Raw genomic sequence first — 20,815 nt, 5'->3', positions numbered from 1 at the left:
ATCAGAGGTCACCCGGCAGGCTCTGCCCGCCCGCGCCCGACGGGCCGGCCGTCCGGAACGCGTTCCTGCCGAGGCGCCTGCGCCGCAGCGCGGGCACGCTGATCTCCGTGACGGCCTGTTCGGGGGCGCCCATCCTGGGCACCGCGCCGGGCAGCGTGCCGGTGGTCGCGGCGAGCAGCGCCGCGGGGGCGCCGCCCCGGCGGCGGACGGAGCCGGGCACCAGCGGACGGCCGCCGGTGTGCAGCGCGACGGCCGTGACCGGGGCGGCGACCAGCAGGGTCACGGCGCCCAGGATCAGGCCCATCCCCGGGTAGCCGGCCGTCTCGGACAGCACACTGCCGAGGACCGGGCCGCAGGCCACGCCGACGGACGACGCGGAGCCCGCGAGGACCGCCCAGCGGCCCCGTACATCCAGTGACGCGGCCAGACCGATCAGATACGACAGGACCACCGGGTAGACGGTGTTCCACGCGATCTCGCCGGTGGCGAACGAGCCGAGCCCGGCGGCCGACGAGCTGAGCACGATGCTGCCCGCGATGATCACGGTGCCGACACCGATCGGGACGGCCCGGCCGAGTCTGGCGCCCAGCACCCCGGCGCCCATCACGCCGAGCAGGCCGGCGCCGAGCGCGGCGGCGAAGACCGCGCCGATGGTGACCTCGGAGAGGCCGGCCTGGGACACGCCGATCCGGCTGCTGACCCCCCACAGGGCGTTCTGCGCCATCGACCAGACGAGCATGCCGCCTGCCAGCACCAGACCGGAGCGGCGGTGCGGCAGCCGGCCGCTCATCGGTGCCGTCGAACCTGTGGCCGCCGAGCCGCCGAGCCGCGCGGTGGCGGGCCAGACGAGCAGGGCGACCAGGGCGATCGCGGCGAACGGCAGCCGGTGGCCGCCCCCCAGGTGGGGGATGGTCAGATAGAGGGCGCCCGCGGTCGCGGAGACGCTCAGCAGGCCCAGGGACGAGGTCCGGTGCGGGTCGCGCTGCGCGGCGATACCGGCCGCGGCCACTGCCGTCGCCGTACCCGAGCCGAGCCCGCCGATCATCGCGCCCATGACCACGAGGGGCACGGAACCGGCCAGCGCGGCGCAGCCGTAGCCCACCACGGCCAGCACCAGTCCGGCCCGCGCCGGTCTTTTCGACCCGTACCGCTCGACCCGGCCCGCCAGGGTGAACCCGGCGGTGGCCGAACTCAGCAGGAGCGCGCTGCCGACCAGACCCGCCTGGGACGCGCTGAGGCCCAGACCGGTGGAGAGCCGGCCGACGATGGTGGGGAGCAGATAGGCGGCGAGGTAACCGGCGGTGAACACGGCGACCAGGGGCCACGCGGCGCGAGGGCGCGGGGACATGGGCGTTCCTGAAGACATGCCGAAGGAGGCAGGGAAGGCGGGGAGGGGTGCAGCGGGGGGACGTGGCACTCGTCGGTATCGATCGGCGACGGTGCGTGCGGGCCAATTTGTATCAAGGGCGTACAGTCGACCGAAAGCCACCCCCGAGTGAACTGGGTCACACTTGTGTTTGCTGCCTTACCTAGCGGGTAGCAGCGCATGTTTACCCAGGTCAGTGTTGGTGTGCGCGGACCCCGGGCGGGTCAGGCACCGGTCCGGCCGACGCCCGCCCGGCGCGACGGCGCGGACCCACCCCGGACGCCGGGGGGAATCGGGCACACTGGCCGGATCTGCCACGACCGGGGAGTGCAAGGTGAGCACAGACAATCCAGGCATCGACCCACTGGACGGGCTGCGTGCCCCGCAGGACCCGGACTGCGATGTGTTTCTCACCGGCACGGTCTTCCTCGACATCGTCTTCACCGGCCTGGACAGCGCCCCGGTCCGCGGCACCGAGTCCTGGGCGCGCGGCATGGGCTCCAGCCCCGGCGGCGTCGCCAACATGGCCACCGCACTGGCCCGGCTCGGACTGCACACCTCGCTCGCCGCCGCGTTCGGCGACGACCACTACGGGGAGTACTGCTGGGACGCCCTCGAACAGGGCGAGGGCATCGACCTCTCGATGTCGCACACCGTCCCCGGCTGGCACTCTCCGGTGACCGTCTCCATGGCGTACGAGGGCGAGCGGACGATGGTCTCGCACGGACACGAGGCCCCGCCCCCCGCCGCCCCCTCGCGCGCGGACCGGGCCTTCCCGCGCTGCCCTCCGCGCGCCCGCGCCGCCGTCGCCTCGCTGACCCCCGGCCGCAGCGAGCCGTGGGTCGCCGCCGCGGCCCGGCACGGCGCCCGGATCTTCGCCGACGTCGGCTGGGACGAAACCGGCCGCTGGGACCTGGACGCGCTGCCCGACCTGCAGCACTGCCAGGCGTTCCTGCCCAACGCGGAGGAGGCCATGCGCTACACCCGGACCGACTGCCCCCGTGCCGCCGCCCGCGCCATCGCCGAACGGGTGCCGCTCGCCGTCGTCACGCTGGGCGCGGAGGGCGCCTACGCGGTGGACGCGGCGACCGGTGTCACCGCCGAGGTGCCCGCGATCGAGGTCGAGGCCCTCGACCCGACCGGTGCGGGCGATGTCTTCGTCGCCGGATTCGTCACCGGCACCCTGGCGGACTGGCCGCTGGCCGACCGGCTGGCCTTTGCCGGACTGACCGCGGCCCTCTCCGTCCAGGAGTTCGGAGGGTCCCTGTCGGCGCCGGGCTGGGCGGAGATCGCCGCCTGGTGGCAGCGGGTCCGCACCTGCGACGGGCAGGATCCGGCGGCCCTCCAGCGGTACGCGTTCCTGGAGCATCTGCTTCCCGCCACCGCCCGGCCGTGGCCGCTGCGCCGGGCCGTACCGACAATCGGCTTTCGCCACCCCGCGTGACGAGGACACGGGTGTTCGCATCGTGTGCGAAAAAGCCCTCGGTGTTGTCCGTGCGGAGTCGTAGGCTTGGTTCCAGAGGTTGTCGAGCGGCGAGAACCCTGCAACGGGAGGTATGTGCAGGCCAGATGGCCGGCCCATGACTCAGACACCCACACAGCCGCAGGCGCGTGCCCAGATCAGGGTCCCGGCCGCACACCCTATGGTGATGCTCCTCGGATCGGGCGATTCGCTGCTGCGCGTGATCGAATCGGCTTTCCCGGCGGTCGATATCCATGTCCGGGGCAACGAAATCAGCGCCACGGGTGACGCAGCGGATGTCGCCCTGATCCAGCGCTTGTTCGACGAGATGATGCTCGTGCTCCGCACCGGGCAGCCGATGACGGAGGACGCAGTGGAACGGTCGATCGCCATGCTCCGGGCGAGTGGCAACGGGCAGGGGGAGCCGCAGGGCGAGACGCCCGCCGAGGTGCTCACCCAGAACATCCTCTCCAACCGCGGTCGCACGATCCGCCCCAAGACGCTCAACCAGAAGCGCTACGTCGATGCCATCGACAAGCACACGATCGTCTTCGGCATCGGACCCGCCGGTACCGGCAAGACGTATCTCGCGATGGCGAAGGCGGTCCAGGCCCTGCAGTCCAAGCAGGTCAACCGGATCATCCTGACCAGGCCGGCCGTCGAGGCGGGCGAGCGGCTCGGGTTCCTGCCCGGCACGCTCTTCGACAAGATCGACCCGTATCTGCGCCCGCTCTACGACGCGCTGCACGACATGCTCGACCCCGACTCGATCCCGCGGCTGATGGCGGCGGGCACGATCGAGGTGGCGCCGCTGGCGTACATGCGCGGACGGACACTCAACGACGCGTTCATCATTCTCGACGAGGCGCAGAACACCAGCGCCGAGCAGATGAAGATGTTCCTGACCCGGCTCGGCTTCGACTCGAAGATCGTCGTCACCGGTGACGTCACCCAGGTCGACCTGCCGAACGGCACCAGGAGCGGTCTGCGCCAGGTCCAGGACATCCTGGAAGGCGTGCCGGACGTGCACTTCTCCCGGCTCACCTCCCAGGATGTCGTCCGGCACAAGCTGGTCGGCCGTATCGTCGACGCGTACGAGAAGTACGACAACCGAGACAGCCACAAACGGAAGTAGTCGCAGCGCACCATGTCGATCGACGTCAACAACGAGTCCGGAACCGAGGTCGACGAGCAGGCGATCCTCGACATCGCCCGCTATGCGCTCGCACGGATGCGGATCCACCCGCTCTCCGAACTCTCGGTGATCGTGGTGGACACCGACGCCATGGAGCAGCTCCACATCCAGTGGATGGACCTGCCGGGGCCGACGGATGTCATGTCCTTCCCGATGGACGAACTGCGTCCGCCGTCGAAGGACGACGAGGAGCCCCCGCAGGGGCTCCTCGGTGACATCGTGCTCTGCCCGGAGGTCGCGAAGAAGCAGGGCGAGGACGCGGAGACCCGGCACTCCATGGACGAGGAGCTCCAGCTCCTCACCGTCCATGGAGTGCTGCATCTGCTGGGGTACGACCACGAGGAGCCGGACGAGAAGGCCGAGATGTTCGGTCTCCAGGCTGCGATCGTGGAAGGCTGGCGTGCCGAGCGCGGCCTGACCGGTCCGTCGCCCGCCCCCACCGTCTCGTGAGCGTCCCTCTCGTCCTGGGTGCCGTTCTGCTGGTCGTGTTCGGCTGGCTGGCGGCCTGTGCCGAGGCGGGCATCGCCCGCACGTCGAGCTTCCGGGCGGCCGAGGCGGTGCGCTCCGGGCGGCGTGGCAGCGACAAGCTGGAACAGGTCGCGGCCGACCCGACCCGCTATCTCAATGTCGCCCTGCTCGTGCGGGTCGCCTGCGAGATGTCGGCCGGTGTGCTCGTCACGTACGTCTGCCTGAAGGAGTTCCCGGAGACCTGGGAGGCGCTGGCCGTCGCGATGGGCGTGATGGTCCTCGTGTCATACGTCGCCATCGGCGTCTCGCCGCGCACCATCGGGCGTCAGCACCCGCTGAACACGGCGACGGCCGCGGCGTACGTGCTGCTGCCTCTTGCCAGGATCATGGGCCCGATCCCGCAGCTGCTGATCCTCCTCGGCAATGCGCTCACCCCCGGCAAGGGGTTCCGCAAGGGCCCGTTCGCCAGCGAGGCGGAACTGCGGGCGATGGTCGACCTCGCCGAGCAGGAGTCGCTGATCGAGGACGAGGAGCGGCGCATGGTGCACTCCGTCTTCGAGCTCGGCGACACGCTGGTGCGCGAGGTGATGGTGCCGCGGACGGACCTGGTCTGCATCGAGCGGTACAAGACGATCCGGCAGGCGCTGACCCTGGCCCTGCGCTCCGGGTTCTCCCGGATCCCGGTCACCGGGGAGAACGAGGACGACGTCGTCGGGATCGTCTACCTCAAGGACCTGGTCCGCAAGACGCACATCAATCGGGAGTCGGAGGCCGATCCGGTCTCCACGGCGATGCGTCCCGCGGCGTTCGTGCCGGACACCAAGAACGCCGGTGATCTGCTGCGCGAGATGCAGCAGGAACGCAGCCACGTCGCCGTCGTCATCGACGAGTACGGCGGCACGGCGGGCATCGTCACGATCGAGGACATCCTGGAGGAGATCGTCGGTGAGATCACCGACGAGTACGACCGTGAGCTCCCGCCCGTCCAGGAGTTGGAGAACGGCTGCTTCCGGGTGACCGCCCGGCTCGACATCGGCGACCTGGGCGAGCTGTTCGGGGTCGACGCCTTCGACGACGAGGACGTGGAGACGGTCGGCGGACTCCTGGCGAAGGCGCTCGGCCGGGTGCCGATCGCCGGGGCTTCCTCCGTCGTCGATCTGCCCGACGGACGTCGGCTGCGGCTGACCGCGGAGTCCCCGGCAGGGCGCCGGAACAAGATCGTCACGGTACTGGTGGAGCCGGTGGCGCCGGAGGAGGCAGCGGCGGAATGACCCCGCAGGAGTTGAGGGCGTTCTGCCTGGAGTTCAACGCGAGCGTCGAGGAGTTTCCGTTCGGACCGGAGACGTCGGTCTTCAAGGTGCTCGGCAAGATGTTCGCGCTCAGCGCGCTGGACGCACGGCCGCTCACGGTCAATCTGAAGTGCGATCCGGATGACGCGGTGCGGCTGCGGGAGGAGCACGCGGCGATCGCCCCGGGGTGGCACATGAACAAACGGCACTGGAACACGGTGACGGTGTCGGGGGTGCCGGGGCGGCTGCTGCGGGAGCTGATCGAGGACTCGTACGACTTGGTGGTGGCGGGGTTGCCGCGGACGGAGCGGCTGCGGCTGGACCGGGGGTAGAGCGGGACCGGGTCCGGGGCGCCGCTCCGGACCCGCCCCTCCACCGCCGCAGGGGCTGGACACCGGTACGGACGCCGAGCTCCGGTGGCTCGCCCCGCCGGAGAGGCGCCGCGGCTCGATGTACCGGGTGACCGCCCCCGTGCCGGTCCCGGCCGCCCGCTTCGTATGCTCGGCACATGACTGAGAGCACCGACCTCGGCCCCGAGGACCGCAAGATCGTCACGCTGGCGCGCAGCGCCCGCGCCCGCAACGGTGTGCCGGAAGGCGCGGCCGTACGGGACGAGACCGGACGGACGTATGTCGCGGGCACCGTACAGCTGGAGTCGCTGAAGCTGAGCGCCCTGCAGACCGCCGTCGCGATGGCGGTGGCCAGCGGCGCCACTTCGCTGGAGGCGGCCGCGATCGTCTCCGAGGCGGAGACCCCGTCGGACGCGGACCGCGCAGCGGTACGGGATCTCGGCGGGCCGCAGACCCCGGTGCTGCTGGCCGGACCGGACGGCGCGGTGCGGGTCAGTGTGACGGCAGGCTGACCTCGGATGTCGTCAGGATCCCTGGGAGCAGGGATCTTGACAGTATCTGATGGCCCATCAGTCGCGGCATTTCGCTGCCATTGACTTCTTTTCGGCCGAAGTCATCAATGGCCCCCTGCCGGCGCAGAAGAGCCTCTGCGCCGCGTCCCGCAGGAGGGGGCTCCATGCGTCCGACCACGCATCCGACCATTCGTAGATCCGCCACCCGAAGACACCCGGACCGCAGGCGCCGCTGGGCCGCCGCGCTCGGCGTCACCGCGCTCGTCGTCGCCGGGGGAGGAGGACTCGCAGGCCCCGCGCAGGCCCTGGCGACGGCCTCCGTCGCGGTGGACTTCCCGACGCACTGCATCCCGCCGGCCATAGCGGGCATCCCGCCGATCGACGGGACGACGACGGCGCAGATCAGCGTCGACAACGCCGCCCCGAAGGTGGGCGACACGGTCAACATCACGTACACCGTGGTCAAGCCGGCCGCGAGCAACCCGGTCGATCTGGCCCTGCCCGCGGACATCATGACGCCGACCGGCAAGGTCACCGTCGGCGGCGCCCAGAGCGGCAGCGTCACCGTCGCCGGTCCCAAGAAGAACGACCCCGTACCCGGCAAGGGCAGCTTCCCGTCCTTCTCCATGACGGGCGCCTTCACGGTCACCGCACCCGGTGAGATCAAGCTCTCGCCCGGCGACTACAACATCCACACCAGCTACATCATGGAGCTGGACACCCCTTGCACGGTGACGAACCCGCCCGCCCCCGTCTCCCAGACGGTCATTGCGACGAACGGCGGCGGCCAGGTCAACGAGCGTGCCGTCCAGCTCGGTACGGCCTCCGGCAAGGCGGGCGACCCGGTCACCGTGACCGGGTCGAAGTTCACCGCGGGCGCGAACGTCACCCTGGCGGGCCGGGCCGGTGGCACCCAGACCGCGGACACGGTCACGGTGACGGCCGACAGCCACGGCGGTTTCACCGGACAGCTCACCGTCAACGATCCGGCGACCACCGGCATCGTCGCGTACGAGGGCTCCGGCTGGGAGGCCGACAAGGGCGCGGGCCCGCAGGCCTACACCGTCACCGGTGGCGGCGGGGAGATCCCCGGCGACAGCCAGCGACTCACCTCGTCCGTCAAGGCGGGCACCCTGTCCATGACCCAGGCCGGCGACACCGTCGAGATGTCGGCGGTCGACTTCGGCACGGGCGGCGCCTCCCGCGGCTCCCTGCAGACGGTGACGGTCAAGGACTTCCGCGGTGGTCCCGCGGGCTGGTCCCTGACCGGCAAGGTCACCGACTTCAGCGGCCCGGGTGGTGCGAGGATCGGCGCCTCCGCGCTCAGCTGGACCCCGGCCTGCGCGACAAAGCCCGGGAGCCCGAGCACCTGTGCCGCAGGTTCCGAGGGTTCGGTCGGCAGCGCGGGCGCCACCCTGGCGTCCACCCCGAACGGGGCTTTCACCGGTGGCGAGTTCACCGTCGACGCCCGGCTGGCCCTGGACGTACCTGCGTACACCGCGACCGGCACGTACTCCGGCGTGCTGACGCTCACCCTCACCTGAGCGTCGGTCCCCGACCGACCGGTGGGCCGGGCGGCGAACCCGGCCGGCCCACCCCGTCCGTACCGAGCACCCTGGGGGTTCCGCACCGTGCGCAAGCTGTACGTACTCCTCCTGGCCGTCGTCCTGCTGCTGTTCGGCGCACCCGAGGGCCATGCCGCAGACAACGGCAGCTGGTCCGTGTACCCGGCCACCACGAAGTACGGACAGCGCCCGTACTTCTATCTCTCCGCCGACCCCGGTACCACCCTCACCGACAAGGTCACCGTCACCAACAAGACCGCCGAGCCGCTGACCTTCCGGTTGTATGCCGCCGACGCCTACAACACCGAACGCGACGGCGGGTTCGCCGTCCGCTCCCCGGACGAGAAGCAGCGTTCCATCGGCGCCTGGGCGAGGACCGGCCGTGACAAGGTCACCGTGAAACCGCACGGCTCCGTCACCGTGCCGGTGACCGTCACCCTCCCGGAGACCGCCGAGCCCGGCGACCACCCGGGTGCCCTCGTCGCCCTCGACGAGCGCATCGACCCCGCCGACCGGGGAGCCGTCGCCGTCGGCATCCGGAAAGCGGTCGGCGCCCGGATCTATCTCCGGGTGAACGGGCCGGCGATGCCCGCGCTGTCCGTCGACGACGTCACCGTCAAGCACACCCAGCCGCTCGTCCCGGGCACCGGAGAGAGCCGGGCCGTCATCTCGTACACCCTCCACAACCGCGGGAATGTCACCCTCAACCCCAAGGTCGCCCTCAGGGCCCAGGGGCTCTTCGGCCGCACCCTGCTCGCCCGCGACCTGAAGAAGATCCCGTCCGAGCTGCTGCCCCGCCAGGAGGTCCGGCTGACCGAGCAATGGGCCGACGCGCCGCAGCTGGAATGGGGCGAGATCAAACTGACCGCGAGTGCCCGCGACACCCACGAGTCCGCGGCTGCCCGGTACATCGCACTGCCCTGGCTGATGGCCGCGGTCCTGCTGGTGATCGTCGGCGGCGGTACGGGGATGTGGATACGGGCCCGGCGGAGCCGCATCCGCAGGGCCTGAGACGGCAGCAGGCCGCCCGCTGTGCGGCGGGACCGCCGGGATCGGGGACAATGGGCGCCATGAGCGCTCGACCGAACCCAGAAGCTGCTGCGCAGCAGGCTGAGAACAACGCCCCCCACCGGGCCGGCTTCGCCTGCTTCGTGGGCCGCCCCAACGCGGGCAAGTCCACCCTTACGAACGCTCTGGTCGGCCAGAAGGTGGCGATCACCTCCAACCGGCCCCAGACGACCCGCCACACGGTGCGCGGCATCGTGCACCGCGAGGACGCACAGCTGATCCTGGTCGACACCCCCGGCCTCCACAAGCCGCGCACGCTGCTCGGCGAGCGGCTGAACGACGTCGTGCGGACCACCTGGGCCGAGGTCGACGTCATCGGTTTCTGCCTGCCCGCCGACCAGAAGCTCGGCCCCGGCGACAAGTTCATCGTCAAGGAACTCGCGGGCATCAAGAAGACCCCGAAGATCGCGGTCATCACCAAGACCGACCTGGTCGACTCCAAGCAGCTCGCCGAACAGCTGATCGCCGTCTCCCGTCTCGGCGAGGAGCTCGGCTTCGAATGGGCAGAGATCATTCCGGTCTCCGCGGTGAAGGACAGCCAGGTCGACCTTCTCGCCGACCTGATCGCGCCGCTGCTCCCCGAGAGCCCGCCGCTCTACCCGGAGGGCGACCTCACCGACGAGCCCGAGATGGTGATGGTCGCGGAGCTGATCCGCGAGGCCGCGCTCGAAGGCGTACGCGACGAGCTGCCGCACTCGATCGCGGTCGTCGTCGAGGAGATGCTGCCGCGCGAGGACCGGCCCGCGGACAAGCCGCTGCTCGACATCCACGCGAACGTGTACATCGAGCGGCCCAGCCAGAAGGGCATCATCATCGGCCCGAAGGGCAAGCGGCTGAAAGAGGTCGGCACGAAGTCGCGCAAGCACATCGAGGCGCTGCTCGGCACGCCGGTCTTCCTGGACCTGCATGTGAAGGTCGCCAAGGACTGGCAGCGCGATCCGAAGCAGCTGCGCAAGCTGGGGTTCTGAGCGCCGGCGGAGTCCGGCGGCCGGAGGCCGGCGCAGTCGCCCGAAGCCGCCCAGGCCCCCCGGGGCCGAGGGGCGCGAGGGTGGCCGTGGGGATGGGTTCCGAAGCAGCTGCGCAAGCTGGGGTTCTGAGCGCCGGCGGTGTCCGTGGGCGGGTCAGTTGTGCGCCGATCTCACGCGCCCTCCTTGAGGACGCGTGAGATCAGGGCGCGCTGGGCGTCGGTCAGGTGCGGATCCGCGCAGTGCGCAGTGCGGTCGTCGACCGTGATCCGGTACCGGAAGCCGTCCGGCACCCCGGACGGTGGGGTGTCGCGGCCCGCCGCGAGTGCGGATTCGGCCAGGGCTTCCCACTCCGCGGCGTCGGTGAGATCCGAGGTGTCGATCTCGCGGTGGCGGGCGATTCCGGCGAAGCCGCCGGTGCGGGTGACCTGGATCCGCATGGTTCGACTCCTCTCGATTTGTTTCCGGGGCTCTGCCCGGGACCCCGCTCCTCAATCGCCGGAGGGGCTTGTTTTTCGCCGAGCTCCGGCGATCGAGGACAGTAACCGTGACCGGCCCTACGCGGACGGCACGCCCACCTCCGACCATGCCTTCCGTACCGCTTCCAACTCGTCGCCCTCGCCGAAGCGGTCCCTCGCCGCCTCGACCGTCAGGCGTGCGAAGTCCGTGAACTCCGCGTCCGCGGCGAGGCGGCGGCCCGTGAGGACGTCGAACCAGAGCTGTCCCGCCCGCTCCCACGCGTTGCCGCCGAGTGCCGTGGCCAACAGACAGAAGGCGCGGTTCGGGATGCCGGAGTTGAGGTGTACACCGCCGTTGTCCTCGGTGGTGTGGATGTAGTCCTCCATCGACGCGGGCTGCGGGTCCTTGCCGAGCACGTCGTCGTCGTACGCCGTACCGGGCGCCTTCATCGAGCGCAGCGCCTCCCCCTGCACCCGCGGGGCCAGCAGACCTGCGCCGATCAGCCAGTCCGCCTGGTCGGCGGTCTGGCCCAGTGAGTACTGCTTCACCAGGGAACCGAAGACGTCCGACATGGACTCGTTGAGCGCGCCGGACTGACCGAAGTAGCTCAGGTTGGCCGTGTGCTGGGTCAGCCCGTGCGTCAGCTCGTGGGCGATCACATCGATGGCGACGGTGAAGTCGAGGAAGATCTCCCCGTCCCCGTCGCCGAAGACCATCTGCTCGCCGTCGAAGAAGGCGTTGTTGTACTTCTCGTCGTAGTGGACGGAGCCGATCAGCGGCAGCCCGTTGCCGTCGATCGAGTGGCGGCCGTATGCCGTGAGCAGCAGTTCGAAGGTGGCGCCGAGTCCCGCGAAGGCGCGGTTGACGCTCGCGTCCCTCGTCGGTTCCTCGCCCTCGCCCCGGACCTTGAAGCCCGGCAGCTGCGTGCCGTGGCGGCAGTCGTAGAGCGTGCGCTCAGGCTTGTCGGACAGCTGGTCCGTCGTCGCGGGGCCGGGTGCGGGGGTGACGAGGGTGGCCATCTGGCGGCGGGTGCGCCGGGCGGCGTCGCCCTCCAGGGTGCGGCGGGCCGGACCGGCCAGATCGGGGTCGTCGGCTTGTGACAGCTTGTCGAGTACGTGGGGCGGCACGATCGTGCAGAAGACGGGCTGGAACCCGTGCTGAGGTCGAGGCTGCATGGGTTCGACTGTGGCACTGCGCCATCGTGATGTCACTGTTTGCCATCAGGATTGGACAAATGGAGTGATCCGTCACTGTTTACCCGTTACCGAGGTCCGGTCCCGCATACTGATACACGACCGACGTCTCAGGCGCCTCTCGGTTAGTCTCGTCGCATCATGCGTTTCGGGCTGCTTCTTCTTAGCTGCCGCGGCGAGGGCCTGTAGTCGTAGGCCGACCCCCTCCCCGCGGAGTCTGGTGTTGCAGCGACACAGTCGGCCGTCCCACCGCTGGACCCCGAGGAGCCGTACGTCATGACCGTCGCGAATCCCGCTCAGACCCCCGCCGAGAACGCCGTCGGCCGGCCGACGCCGATCACCAACGCCACTCAGCTGCAGAAGCCGTCCGGGATGCCGTTCCACAAGTACGGCCGGTACGAGGCCGTCGAGATCCCCGACCGCACCTGGCCGGACAACCGGATCACCGTGGCGCCCCGCTGGCTGTCCACCGACCTGCGTGACGGCAACCAGGCACTGATCGACCCGATGTCGCCGGCCCGCAAGCGCGAGATGTTCGACCTGCTCGTACGCATGGGGTACAAGGAGATCGAGGTCGGCTTCCCGTCCTCCGGCGAGACCGACTTCGCGTTCGTGCGCTCCATCATCGAAGAGGGTGCGATCCCCGAGGACGTGACGATCTCCGTCCTGACCCAGGCCCGCGAGGAGCTGATCGAGCGGACCGTCGAGTCGCTGCGCGGCGCCCACCGCGCCACGGTGCACCTGTACAACGCCACCGCTCCCACCTTCCGCCGCGTGGTCTTCCGCGGCTCGAAGGAGCAGGTCAAGCAGATCGCGGTGGACGGCACCCGGCTGGTCATGGAGTACGCGGAGAAGATCCTCGGCGACGAGACGATCTTCGGCTACCAGTACAGCCCGGAGATCTTCACCGACACCGAACTGGACTTCGCCCTGGAGGTCTGCGAGGCCGTCTGCGACGTCTGGCAGCCCGAGGAGGGCCGCGAGATCATCCTCAACCTGCCTGCCACCGTGGAGCGTTCGACGCCGTCCACGCACGCGGACCGGTTCGAGTGGATGTCGCGCAACCTGTCGCGTCGCGAGCACGTCTGCCTGTCGGTCCACCCCCACAACGACCGCGGCACCGCCGTCGCCGCCGCCGAACTGGCGATCATGGCCGGTGCGGACCGGATCGAAGGCTGCCTGTTCGGCCAGGGCGAGCGCACCGGCAACGTCGACCTGGTGACGCTGGGCATGAACCTGTTCTCGCAGGGCGTCGACCCGCAGATCGACTTCTCGCAGATCGACGAGATCCGCCGCACCAGCGAGTACTGCAACCAGATGGAGGTCCACCCGCGCCACCCCTACGCGGGCGACCTGGTCTACACCGCCTTCTCCGGCTCCCACCAGGACGCCATCAAGAAGGGCTTCGACGCCATGGAGGCCGACGCGGCCGCCCAGGGCAAGACCGTCGACGACATCGAGTGGGCGGTGCCGTACCTGCCGATCGACCCGAAGGACGTCGGCCGCTCGTACGAGGCGGTCATCCGGGTCAACTCGCAGTCGGGCAAGGGCGGAATCGCCTACGTCCTCAAGAACGACCACAAGTTGGACCTGCCGCGCCGGATGCAGATCGAGTTCTCCCGGATCATTCAGGCCAAGACCGACGCCGAGGGCGGCGAGGTCACGCCGGCGCAGATCTGGTCCACGTTCCAGGACGAGTACCTGCCCAACCCGGAGAACGCCTGGGGGCGCGTACAGATCCGCTCCGGTCAGACCACGACCGGTTCCGACGGCCGGGACACGATCACGGTCGACGCGACCGTGGACGGCGCGGACACCGTGCTGACCGGTACCGGCAACGGTCCGATCTCCGCGTTCTTCGAGGCGCTGCAGGCCATCGGCATCGACGCCCGTCTGCTGGACTACACCGAGCACACCATGAGCGAGGGCGCGAGCGCCCAGGCCGCCTCGTACATCGAGTGCGCGATCGACGGAAAGGTTCTGTGGGGCATCGGCATCGACGCCAACACCACACGGGCCTCGCTGAAGGCGGTCGTCTCCGCGGTCAACCGCGCGACCCGCTGACCCCGCGCCCGCAAGGGCGTAGGACCGTAAGGCCGAAGGACCCCGCCCACCCGCTCCAGGGGGGCGGGGTTCGGCCATCTCCCGACGTTTGTGACGAGCGAGGTGCTGACGTCACATCGCGACTGTGGTTAACATCACGTCGACACGGCAATGTTGCCGGAGGGGGCACCTCCCGTGCCCTTAGGGCCACGGGGGAGTTACGGAGGTGTGCGACGTGCGGTCAGCCCTGGGACAACGCGCCATAAAGCTGCGCATCTGCGGCATCCGCACCATCTGGGACGCCGTCGGTGACGGCGAGTTCTTCTGCCCCGGCTGCGGCGGTGACCGCAACTACCGCCGTCTCACCGGCCGTCGGCGCTTCGCCGTGCTCGGCGTGCCACTGCTGCGCCGCGGCACCGTGGGCCCCGTCGTCGAATGCGCCGCCTGCCGGACCCACTTCGGCACCGACGCGCTCGACCACCCCACCACCACCCGGTTCTCCGCGATGCTCCGGGACGCCGTCCACATCGTCGCGCTCGGCATCCTCGCCGCCGGTGGCACCGCCTCCCGCATCGCGTTGGAGACGGCGGCGGCCACCGTGCGCGGCGCCGGGCTCGACGACTGCACCGAGGACCAGCTCTCCACCGTGGTCGAGGTCCTCGCCGCCGACATCGGACACGGCTCCGCGTTCGACGCCGCCGCCGAGGCGTGCGGCGCCGCCCTCGCCATCGAGCTCCACGAGGCGCTGGAACCCCTCGCCCCGCACCTGGCGCCCGGTGGACGCGAGTCGATCCTCCTGCAGGGCGCCAGGATCGCGCTCGCCGACGGCCCGTACAGCCCCGCGGAGCGCGAGGTGCTGACCACGGTCGGCGCCGCGCTGCAGCTCTGCCCGCAGGACACGGCCCGGCTGCTCGCCGCGGCGGCGCGCACCCCTTCGTGACATACACCGCTGCGCACCGCGCCCGTACTCCCGCGGGAGTACGGGCGCTCCTTCGCCCACCCCGGCAGTAGCCGCGAAGTCGGCCGCCGGCGCGACGAATCGGCCCCCGGCGGCCGGGAGTCTGGACACGTACCGGACAACCGGCCGAAGGGGGGCCCGTGATGAGGGCCGTAACAGAAGACAGCGGCACACCGCCCCGGGCGGGCAGCCGAAAACGCATGCTGCCGTGGGCGGTCCTCGCGCTCTGGGCCGCCGTGATCGTGCTCGCCGGGCCGCTGGCGGGCAAGCTCGCCGCCGTACAGACCAACCGGGCCGTCGACTACCTGCCGGCGAGCGCCGACTCCACGCAGGTGGCGAAGATCCAGGACGTGCTGCCCGGCGGGGAGTCCACCGATCTCGTCCTCGTCTACCACCGCGACGGCGGTCTGACCGCCGCCGACCGGGCCACGGCGGACCGGCAGGCCGCCGCGCTCGCGCGCGGCCACACCCTGACCAGCACCCCCAGGGGCGTCCCCGCCAAGGACGGTACGACGCTGATGCACCCGGTCTCCTCGACCGAGCCCGGCCAGGACGACGAGGCCAGGAAGGCGTTCGTCGACGAGGTGCGCGACATCGCGAAGGGCGGCGGCGGGCTGAGTGTCGAGGTGGGCGGCCCCGGGGCGCTGGTCGTCGACTCCCAGGAGGTCTACACATCACTGGGCGGACCGCTGCTTTACACGACCGTCGCGGTCGTGGCGATGCTGCTGATCGTCATCTACCGCAGTCCGCTGCTGTGGCTGGTGCCGCTCGTCGTCGCCGGCGTCGCCGACGCGCTGTCCATGGCCGTCGTCTACGGGCTCAACCGGGGCTTCGACGTCACCGTCACCGGCCAGAGCTCCGCCGTGATGACCATCCTCGTCTTCGGCGCCGGCACCGACTACGCGCTGCTGCTCGTCTCCCGCTACCGCGAGGAACTGAGCCGTGCCGCACGGCCGTACGACGCCATGGCAGCCGCCCTGCGCGGCTGCGGACCCGCGGTCCTCGCCTCCTCCGGCACCGTCGCCGCGGGCCTCCTGTGCCTGCTTGCCGCAGACCTCACCAGCAGCCGCGGCATGGGCCCCATCGCCGCTGTCGGCGTGCTCTGTGCGCTGCTCGCCATGCTGACGCTGCTGCCCGCGCTCCTTGTCCTGCTCGGCCGCCGGGTGTTCTGGCCGCTCGTCCCCGCGTACGGCAGCACACCCGGGCAACGGCGTTCACTGTTCGCCGCGATGGGCAGCTCGGCCGGACGCCGGCCCGTCGCCGTACTCGCCTGCGGCGGTGTGCTGCTGGGGGCACTGGCGCTCGGCGCGTTCAACATGCCCGGAGACCTGAAGCAGGAGGACTCCTTCACCAGCAAGCCGGACTCGATCACCGCGATGGAGACACTCGCCGCCGCCTACCCCGAGCGGTCCACCCAGCCGATCACCGTGATCGCACCCACCGACCGGGTGGCCGAGACCATGGCGAAGGCCCGCGCCACCGACGGTGTCGCGGCCGTCGAACGCGGCCGCGGCGGCGGCGGCTGGACCGAACTCTCCGTCGCCGCCACCGACGCCCCCGAGTCCGCGGGCGAACAGGCCACCATCAAGGCCCTGCGCGACGGACTGGACGGCAGCCATGTCGGCGGTCCCAGCGCCCAGCAGATGGACCTGGAGACGGCCGACGCCCGGGACCTGAAGTTCGTCGTCCCGCTCGTCCTCATCTCCGTCCTGCTGATCCTGATCGCGCTGCTGCGCAGCCTCGTCGCCCCGCTGCTGCTCGTCGCCGCGGTCGTCGCCGTCTGGGGCGCCGCCCTCGGCATCGGCGGGCTGGTCTTCGAACCGGTCCTCGGCCTGAAGGGCGCCGACCCCGGACTGCCGCTGCTCTCCTTCGTCTTCCTGGTGGCGCTCGGCGTCGACTACGGCATCTTCCTGATGCACCGGGTCCGCGAGGAGGCGCTCCACGGCGCCGAACCGACCGCCGCCGCACTCACCGCCCTGCGCACCACCGGCGGCGTGATCGCCTCGGCCGGACTGGTGCTCGCGGCCACCTTCGCCGTCCTGACGAACATGCCGATGGTCAGCCTGGTCGAGATGGGCTTCGTCATCGCCGTCGGCGTACTCCTCGACACCTTCCTCGTCCGCACCTACCTGGTGACCTCGGCGAGCGTGGCGCTCCAGCGCACCATCTGGTGGCCGGGGAAGCTCAGCCGGACTCCTGCCGCTCCTGGGCCGCGCGAGCCGGAACTCGTACGGAACCGGTGACGGCTCCTGTGCGCGTACCGGAGGATGGCGGCGTGTCCCGATCCACGCGCCGGCGTGAACGCATCCTGGCAGTCGTCAACCGCGACCCCCTGCATGCACCGCACAAGACGCGCACCGACGCCCTCGTCGCGGGGGGCGCCGGTGCGCTCTCCGCGGTCCTCGCCCTCACCACCGACCTGGCGCGGACGCCGGACGCGCTCGGCTGGGTGCTGCTGGTCGCGAGCGCCGTACCGATCGTGTGGCGGCGGCGCAGCCCACTGCTCGCCCTTGTCGCCATGATCCCGATCCTGGTGGCGTACCACGCGCTCGACAACGCGCACTCGGCACCGATGCCGCAGACCTGGATCGCCCTCTACACGGTGGCGGTGACCGGACGGCCGCTGCGCACTCTGCTGACCGGGATCGGTGTGATCTCCGTCATGGTGACGGTGGTGCTCACCATCAACACCCATGAAGGCCTGCAGTTGCTGCGGATCTCCGGGTGGATCATCGCCGTGCTGTTCTGCGGCGTCGATGTGCGCATCTACCGCCAGTACGTCGCCTCCGTGCTGGAGCGCGCCGAACGCGCCGAACGGACCCGCGAGGAGGAGGCCCGGCGCCGGGTCGCCGAGGAGCGGCTGCGGATCGCCCGCGACCTGCACGACCTGCTGGCCCACAGCATCACCCTGATCGGCGTCCAGACGTCGGTGGCCTCGCACATCCTGACCGTCGACCCCGACCGGCTCGACCGGCATGCGGTCGCCCAGTCGCTGGAGGACATCGCCGACACCTGCCGGGAGGCACGCGCCGAACTGCGCACCACCCTGCAGGTGCTGCGCGGCGACGGACCCGAGGCGGACGGACCGCTGCCGGACCTGGCGGCGCTGCCCGGTCTCGTGCGGGCCGCGGAGGCCGCCGGGGCCCGGGTCGACCTGGCCGTCCGCACACCGGGCAGCAGGGTGACCCCGGCAATCGGCGCGGCCGCGTACCGGATCGTGCAGGAGTCGCTGACCAACGCGCTGCGCCATGCCGGACCCGAGGTCCGGATCAGGGTGGCCGTCGAGCCGTACGGGCGCGGCGCACTGAGCGTCAAGGTCAGCGACGACGGCGCGGGACCCCGGGCGAACGGCTCGGCATCCGGGTTCGGCATAGTCGGCATGCGCGAACGCGCACGCAGCACCGGCGGCACGCTGACGGCCGGGCCGGGTCCGGCCGGCGGCTTCGAGGTCGCGGCGGTGCTGCCCTGCCACGAGGGGGAGACCGCGCCGTGATCCGCGTACTGCTCGCCGACGACCAGGCCCTTGTCCGGGCGGCGTTCGCGATGCTTGTCGAGTCGGCGTCCGACATGGAGGTCGTGGCACAGGCGGGCACCGGCCTCGAAGCAGTCGGCCTGGCCCGCACGCACCGGCCCGACATCGTCGTCATGGACATCCGCATGCCGGAGCTCGACGGCATCGAGGCGACCCGGCTGATCGCCGCCGACGGGGAGCTCGCCGGGGTGAAGGTGCTGGTCCTGACCACGTACGACACCGACGAGCATGTCGTCGAGGCGCTGCGCGCGGGCGCCTCGGGCTTCCTGGTCAAGGACACCCGGCCCGCCGAGCTCCTCGCGGCGATCAGAACGGTTTCGGCGGGCGAGGCCCTGCTCTCGCCCGGCCCGACCGCCCGGCTGATCTCCCGCGTGCTGCGCGGGCCCGAGCTGCCGTTCCGGGGCGCCCCGGCCGGTCCGGACTGCCTCTCGGACCGGGAACGGCAGGTGCTCGGCCTGGTCGCGCGCGGACTCAACAACACCGAGATCGCCGAGACCCTGGGCCTCAGCCCGCTCACCGCCAAGACCCACGTCAGCCGGATCATGGGCAAGCTGGGCGCCCGGGACCGGGCGCAGCTGGTCATCGTGGCGTACGAGTCGGGGCTCGCGGTACCGGCCGGCGGCGCGGCCGACGGAGGCTGAACCGGGGCGCCCGTCGCGGGCGGTCTTCCGGGACGGGCCCGCTCCGCCGGCTGGGTACAGGACAATGGGCGCATGAGCTTGTTCCGGGACGACGGCGTGGTGCTGCGCACGCAGAAACTGGGCGAGGCCGACCGGATCATCACGATCCTGACCCGCGGCCACGGCCGGGTGCGGGCCGTCGCGCGCGGGGTGCGGCGTACGAAGTCCAAGTTCGGCGCCCGCCTCGAACCGTTCTCCCATGTGGACGTGCAGTTCTTCGCCCGTGGCAGCGAGCTGATCGGCCGCGGACTGCCTCTCTGCACCCAGAGCGAGACCATCGCGCCGTACGGGGGCGGCATCGTCACCGACTACGCCCGGTACACCGCGGGCACCGCGATGCTGGAGACCGCCGAGCGCTTCACCGACCACGAGGGCGAGCCCGCGGTCCAGCAGTACCTTCTGCTCATCGGAGGGCTCCGCACTCTCGCCCGCGGGGAGCACGCCCCGAACCTGATCCTCGACGCCTTCCTGCTGCGTTCCCTCGCGGTCAACGGCTACGCACCCAGCTTCGAGGACTGCGCGAGGTGCGGAATGCCCGGTCCCAACCGGTTTTTCTCCGTCGCGGCGGGCGGCGTCGTATGCGGCGACTGCCGGGTGCCCGGCAGCGTCGTACCCTCAGCTGAGGCCGTCGCCCTGCTGAGCGCGCTGCTCACCGGTGACTGGGAGACGGCCGACGCGTGCGAGGCGCGGCATGTCAGGGAGGGGAGCGGGCTGGTGTCCGCCTATCTGCACTGGCATCTGGAGCGCGGACTGCGCTCGCTGCGATACGTAGAGAAGTAACACAGACACAGCAGGCACAGGGAGACGAGACAGCTCATGGCAGTACGCGGGATCCTCGGTGGCCGTAACAGGCGTACGTACAAGACCCCCGAGCCGCACCCCTCCGGGGCCACGCCCCCGAAGATTCCCGGCGAGCTGGTGCCCAAGCACGTCGCCGTCGTCATGGACGGGAACGGCCGCTGGGCCAAGGAACGGGGTCTCCCGCGCACCGAGGGCCACAAGGTCGGCGAGGGGGTCGTCATGGACGTCCTCAAGGGCTGCATCGAGATGGGCGTCAAGAACCTCTCCCTGTACGCCTTCTCCACGGAGAACTGGAAGCGCTCCCCGGAAGAAGTGAAGTTCCTGATGAACTTCAACCGGGACGTCATCCGCCGCCGCCGCGACGAGATGGACGAACTGGGTATCCGCATCCGCTGGGTGGGCCGGATGCCGAAGCTGTGGAAGTCCGTCGTCCAGGAGCTCCAGGTCGCCCAGGAGCAGACCAAGGACAACGACAGGATGACGCTGTACTTCTGCGTCAACTACGGCGGCCGGGCCGAGATCGCCGATGCCGCGCAGCGCATCGCGGAGGACGTCGCGGCCGGAAAGCTGGACCCCGCGAAGATCAACGAGAAGACCTTCGCGAAGTACATCTACTACCCGGACATGCCGGACGTGGACCTCTTCCTGCGCCCCAGCGGCGAGCAGCGCACCTCCAACTACCTGCTCTGGCAGAGCGCGTACGCCGAGATGGTCTTCCAGGATGTGTTGTGGCCGGACTTCGACCGCCGTGACCTGTGGCGGGCCTGCCTGGAGTACGCCCAGCGGGACCGCCGCTTCGGTGGCGCCGTCCCGAACGAGGAACTTCTCGCCATGCGGGGCAAGGACGCGGGCCCCGACACGGCGGTCTGACCCGGGGAGGCGGACCGAGGCACCCGGGTGCCTCGGTCC

General features: G+C 70.8%; 19 protein-coding genes. 16 read left to right on the top strand and 3 right to left on the bottom strand.

Annotated elements, in window-relative coordinates; translation table 11 throughout:
• Nucleotide 1: 1 nt before the first annotated feature.
• Nucleotides 2–1,348: an MFS transporter gene (locus ACNPQM_RS01455; RefSeq protein ID WP_418082500.1), complete on the bottom strand. Its 1,347-nt coding sequence runs from the start codon at nt 1,346–1,348 to the stop codon at nt 2–4.
• A 352-nt stretch (nt 1,349–1,700) separates the two neighbouring features.
• Here ACNPQM_RS01455 and ACNPQM_RS01450 point away from each other — a divergent pair, with 352 nt between their 5' ends.
• The 9 genes from ACNPQM_RS01450 to era all read left to right on the top strand — a co-directional run bounded on the left by ACNPQM_RS01450 (nt 1,701) and on the right by era (nt 10,243).
• Nucleotides 1,701–2,810 (top strand): carbohydrate kinase family protein, encoded by a 1,110-nt coding sequence (locus ACNPQM_RS01450; RefSeq protein WP_358859002.1) that lies wholly within the window; start codon nt 1,701–1,703, stop codon nt 2,808–2,810.
• A gap of 136 nt (nt 2,811–2,946) precedes the next feature.
• Entirely contained in the window at nt 2,947–3,963 is a 1,017-nt protein-coding gene (locus ACNPQM_RS01445) for a PhoH family protein (RefSeq protein WP_358859001.1), read from the top strand.
• A 12-nt stretch (nt 3,964–3,975) separates the two neighbouring features.
• Nucleotides 3,976–4,473 carry an rRNA maturation RNase YbeY gene (gene ybeY / locus ACNPQM_RS01440; protein WP_358859000.1) on the top strand — a complete coding sequence of 166 codons (498 nt, stop codon included), beginning with the start codon at nt 3,976–3,978 and terminating at the stop codon, nt 4,471–4,473.
• Nucleotides 4,470–5,762 (top strand): hemolysin family protein, encoded by a 1,293-nt coding sequence (locus tag ACNPQM_RS01435; RefSeq protein WP_358858999.1) that lies wholly within the window; start codon nt 4,470–4,472, stop codon nt 5,760–5,762. Before ybeY ends, ACNPQM_RS01435 begins: the two co-directional genes overlap by 4 nt.
• Nucleotides 5,759–6,112: an MmcQ/YjbR family DNA-binding protein gene (locus ACNPQM_RS01430; protein ID WP_358858998.1), complete on the top strand. Its 354-nt coding sequence runs from the start codon at nt 5,759–5,761 to the stop codon at nt 6,110–6,112. The genes ACNPQM_RS01435 and ACNPQM_RS01430 overlap by 4 nt, the downstream gene beginning before the upstream one ends.
• Nucleotides 6,113–6,288: 176 nt before the next feature.
• Nucleotides 6,289–6,642 carry a hypothetical protein gene (locus ACNPQM_RS01425; protein ID WP_037697728.1) on the top strand — a complete coding sequence of 118 codons (354 nt, stop codon included), beginning with the start codon at nt 6,289–6,291 and terminating at the stop codon, nt 6,640–6,642.
• 164 nt (nt 6,643–6,806) lie between these two features.
• Complete coding sequence (locus tag ACNPQM_RS01420) at nt 6,807–8,186, top strand: beta-xylosidase (RefSeq protein WP_418082499.1); 1,380 nt, start codon at nt 6,807–6,809, stop codon at nt 8,184–8,186.
• 87 nt (nt 8,187–8,273) lie between these two features.
• A complete protein-coding gene (locus tag ACNPQM_RS01415) occupies nt 8,274–9,218 on the top strand; it encodes a WxL protein peptidoglycan domain-containing protein (RefSeq protein ID WP_418082498.1) in 945 nt (314 codons plus the stop codon).
• A gap of 50 nt (nt 9,219–9,268) precedes the next feature.
• The gene (gene era / locus ACNPQM_RS01410; RefSeq protein WP_358858995.1) at nt 9,269–10,243 is read left to right on the top strand and encodes a GTPase Era; all 975 of its coding nucleotides are present in this window, start codon (nt 9,269–9,271) and stop codon (nt 10,241–10,243) included.
• Nucleotides 10,244–10,413: 170 nt separating this feature from the next.
• On the opposite strand, the gene ACNPQM_RS01405 is transcribed toward era, so the two are convergent.
• Nucleotides 10,414–10,680 carry a protealysin inhibitor emfourin gene (locus tag ACNPQM_RS01405; RefSeq protein ID WP_358858994.1) on the bottom strand — a complete coding sequence of 89 codons (267 nt, stop codon included), beginning with the start codon at nt 10,678–10,680 and terminating at the stop codon, nt 10,414–10,416.
• 117 nt (nt 10,681–10,797) lie between these two features.
• Nucleotides 10,798–11,874, bottom strand: coding sequence for a M4 family metallopeptidase (locus ACNPQM_RS01400; protein ID WP_358858993.1), 1,077 nt, complete (start codon nt 11,872–11,874; stop codon nt 10,798–10,800).
• A gap of 294 nt (nt 11,875–12,168) precedes the next feature.
• Here ACNPQM_RS01400 and leuA point away from each other — a divergent pair, with 294 nt between their 5' ends.
• The 7 genes from leuA to ACNPQM_RS01365 all read left to right on the top strand — a co-directional run bounded on the left by leuA (nt 12,169) and on the right by ACNPQM_RS01365 (nt 20,776).
• Nucleotides 12,169–13,956, top strand: a complete 1,788-nt coding sequence (leuA, locus tag ACNPQM_RS01395; RefSeq protein ID WP_418082497.1) for a 2-isopropylmalate synthase — start codon at nt 12,169–12,171, stop codon at nt 13,954–13,956.
• A gap of 214 nt (nt 13,957–14,170) precedes the next feature.
• Nucleotides 14,171–14,875, top strand: coding sequence for a TerB family tellurite resistance protein (locus ACNPQM_RS01390; RefSeq protein ID WP_358858991.1), 705 nt, complete (start codon nt 14,171–14,173; stop codon nt 14,873–14,875).
• A gap of 161 nt (nt 14,876–15,036) precedes the next feature.
• Entirely contained in the window at nt 15,037–17,136 is a 2,100-nt protein-coding gene (locus tag ACNPQM_RS01385; protein WP_418082496.1) for an MMPL family transporter, read from the top strand.
• Between the two features lie 32 nt (nt 17,137–17,168).
• Nucleotides 17,169–18,386 carry a sensor histidine kinase gene (locus tag ACNPQM_RS01380; RefSeq protein ID WP_418082495.1) on the top strand — a complete coding sequence of 406 codons (1,218 nt, stop codon included), beginning with the start codon at nt 17,169–17,171 and terminating at the stop codon, nt 18,384–18,386.
• Entirely contained in the window at nt 18,383–19,066 is a 684-nt protein-coding gene (locus ACNPQM_RS01375) for a response regulator transcription factor (RefSeq protein WP_418082494.1), read from the top strand. The genes ACNPQM_RS01380 and ACNPQM_RS01375 overlap by 4 nt, the downstream gene beginning before the upstream one ends.
• 72 nt (nt 19,067–19,138) lie before the next feature.
• Nucleotides 19,139–19,885 carry a DNA repair protein RecO gene (gene recO / locus ACNPQM_RS01370; RefSeq protein ID WP_358858990.1) on the top strand — a complete coding sequence of 249 codons (747 nt, stop codon included), beginning with the start codon at nt 19,139–19,141 and terminating at the stop codon, nt 19,883–19,885.
• A gap of 36 nt (nt 19,886–19,921) precedes the next feature.
• Entirely contained in the window at nt 19,922–20,776 is an 855-nt protein-coding gene (locus ACNPQM_RS01365) for an isoprenyl transferase (RefSeq protein WP_418082493.1), read from the top strand.
• The last annotated feature ends 39 nt before the right edge of the window (nt 20,777–20,815 follow it).

Source organism: Streptomyces sp. NPDC056231, from assembly GCF_048270745.1.
Taxonomy (GTDB): Bacteria; Actinomycetota; Actinomycetes; order Streptomycetales; family Streptomycetaceae; genus Streptomyces.
The sequence above is the reverse complement of the archived record's forward strand: the minus strand, read 5'-3'. Positions and strand labels throughout refer to the sequence as shown.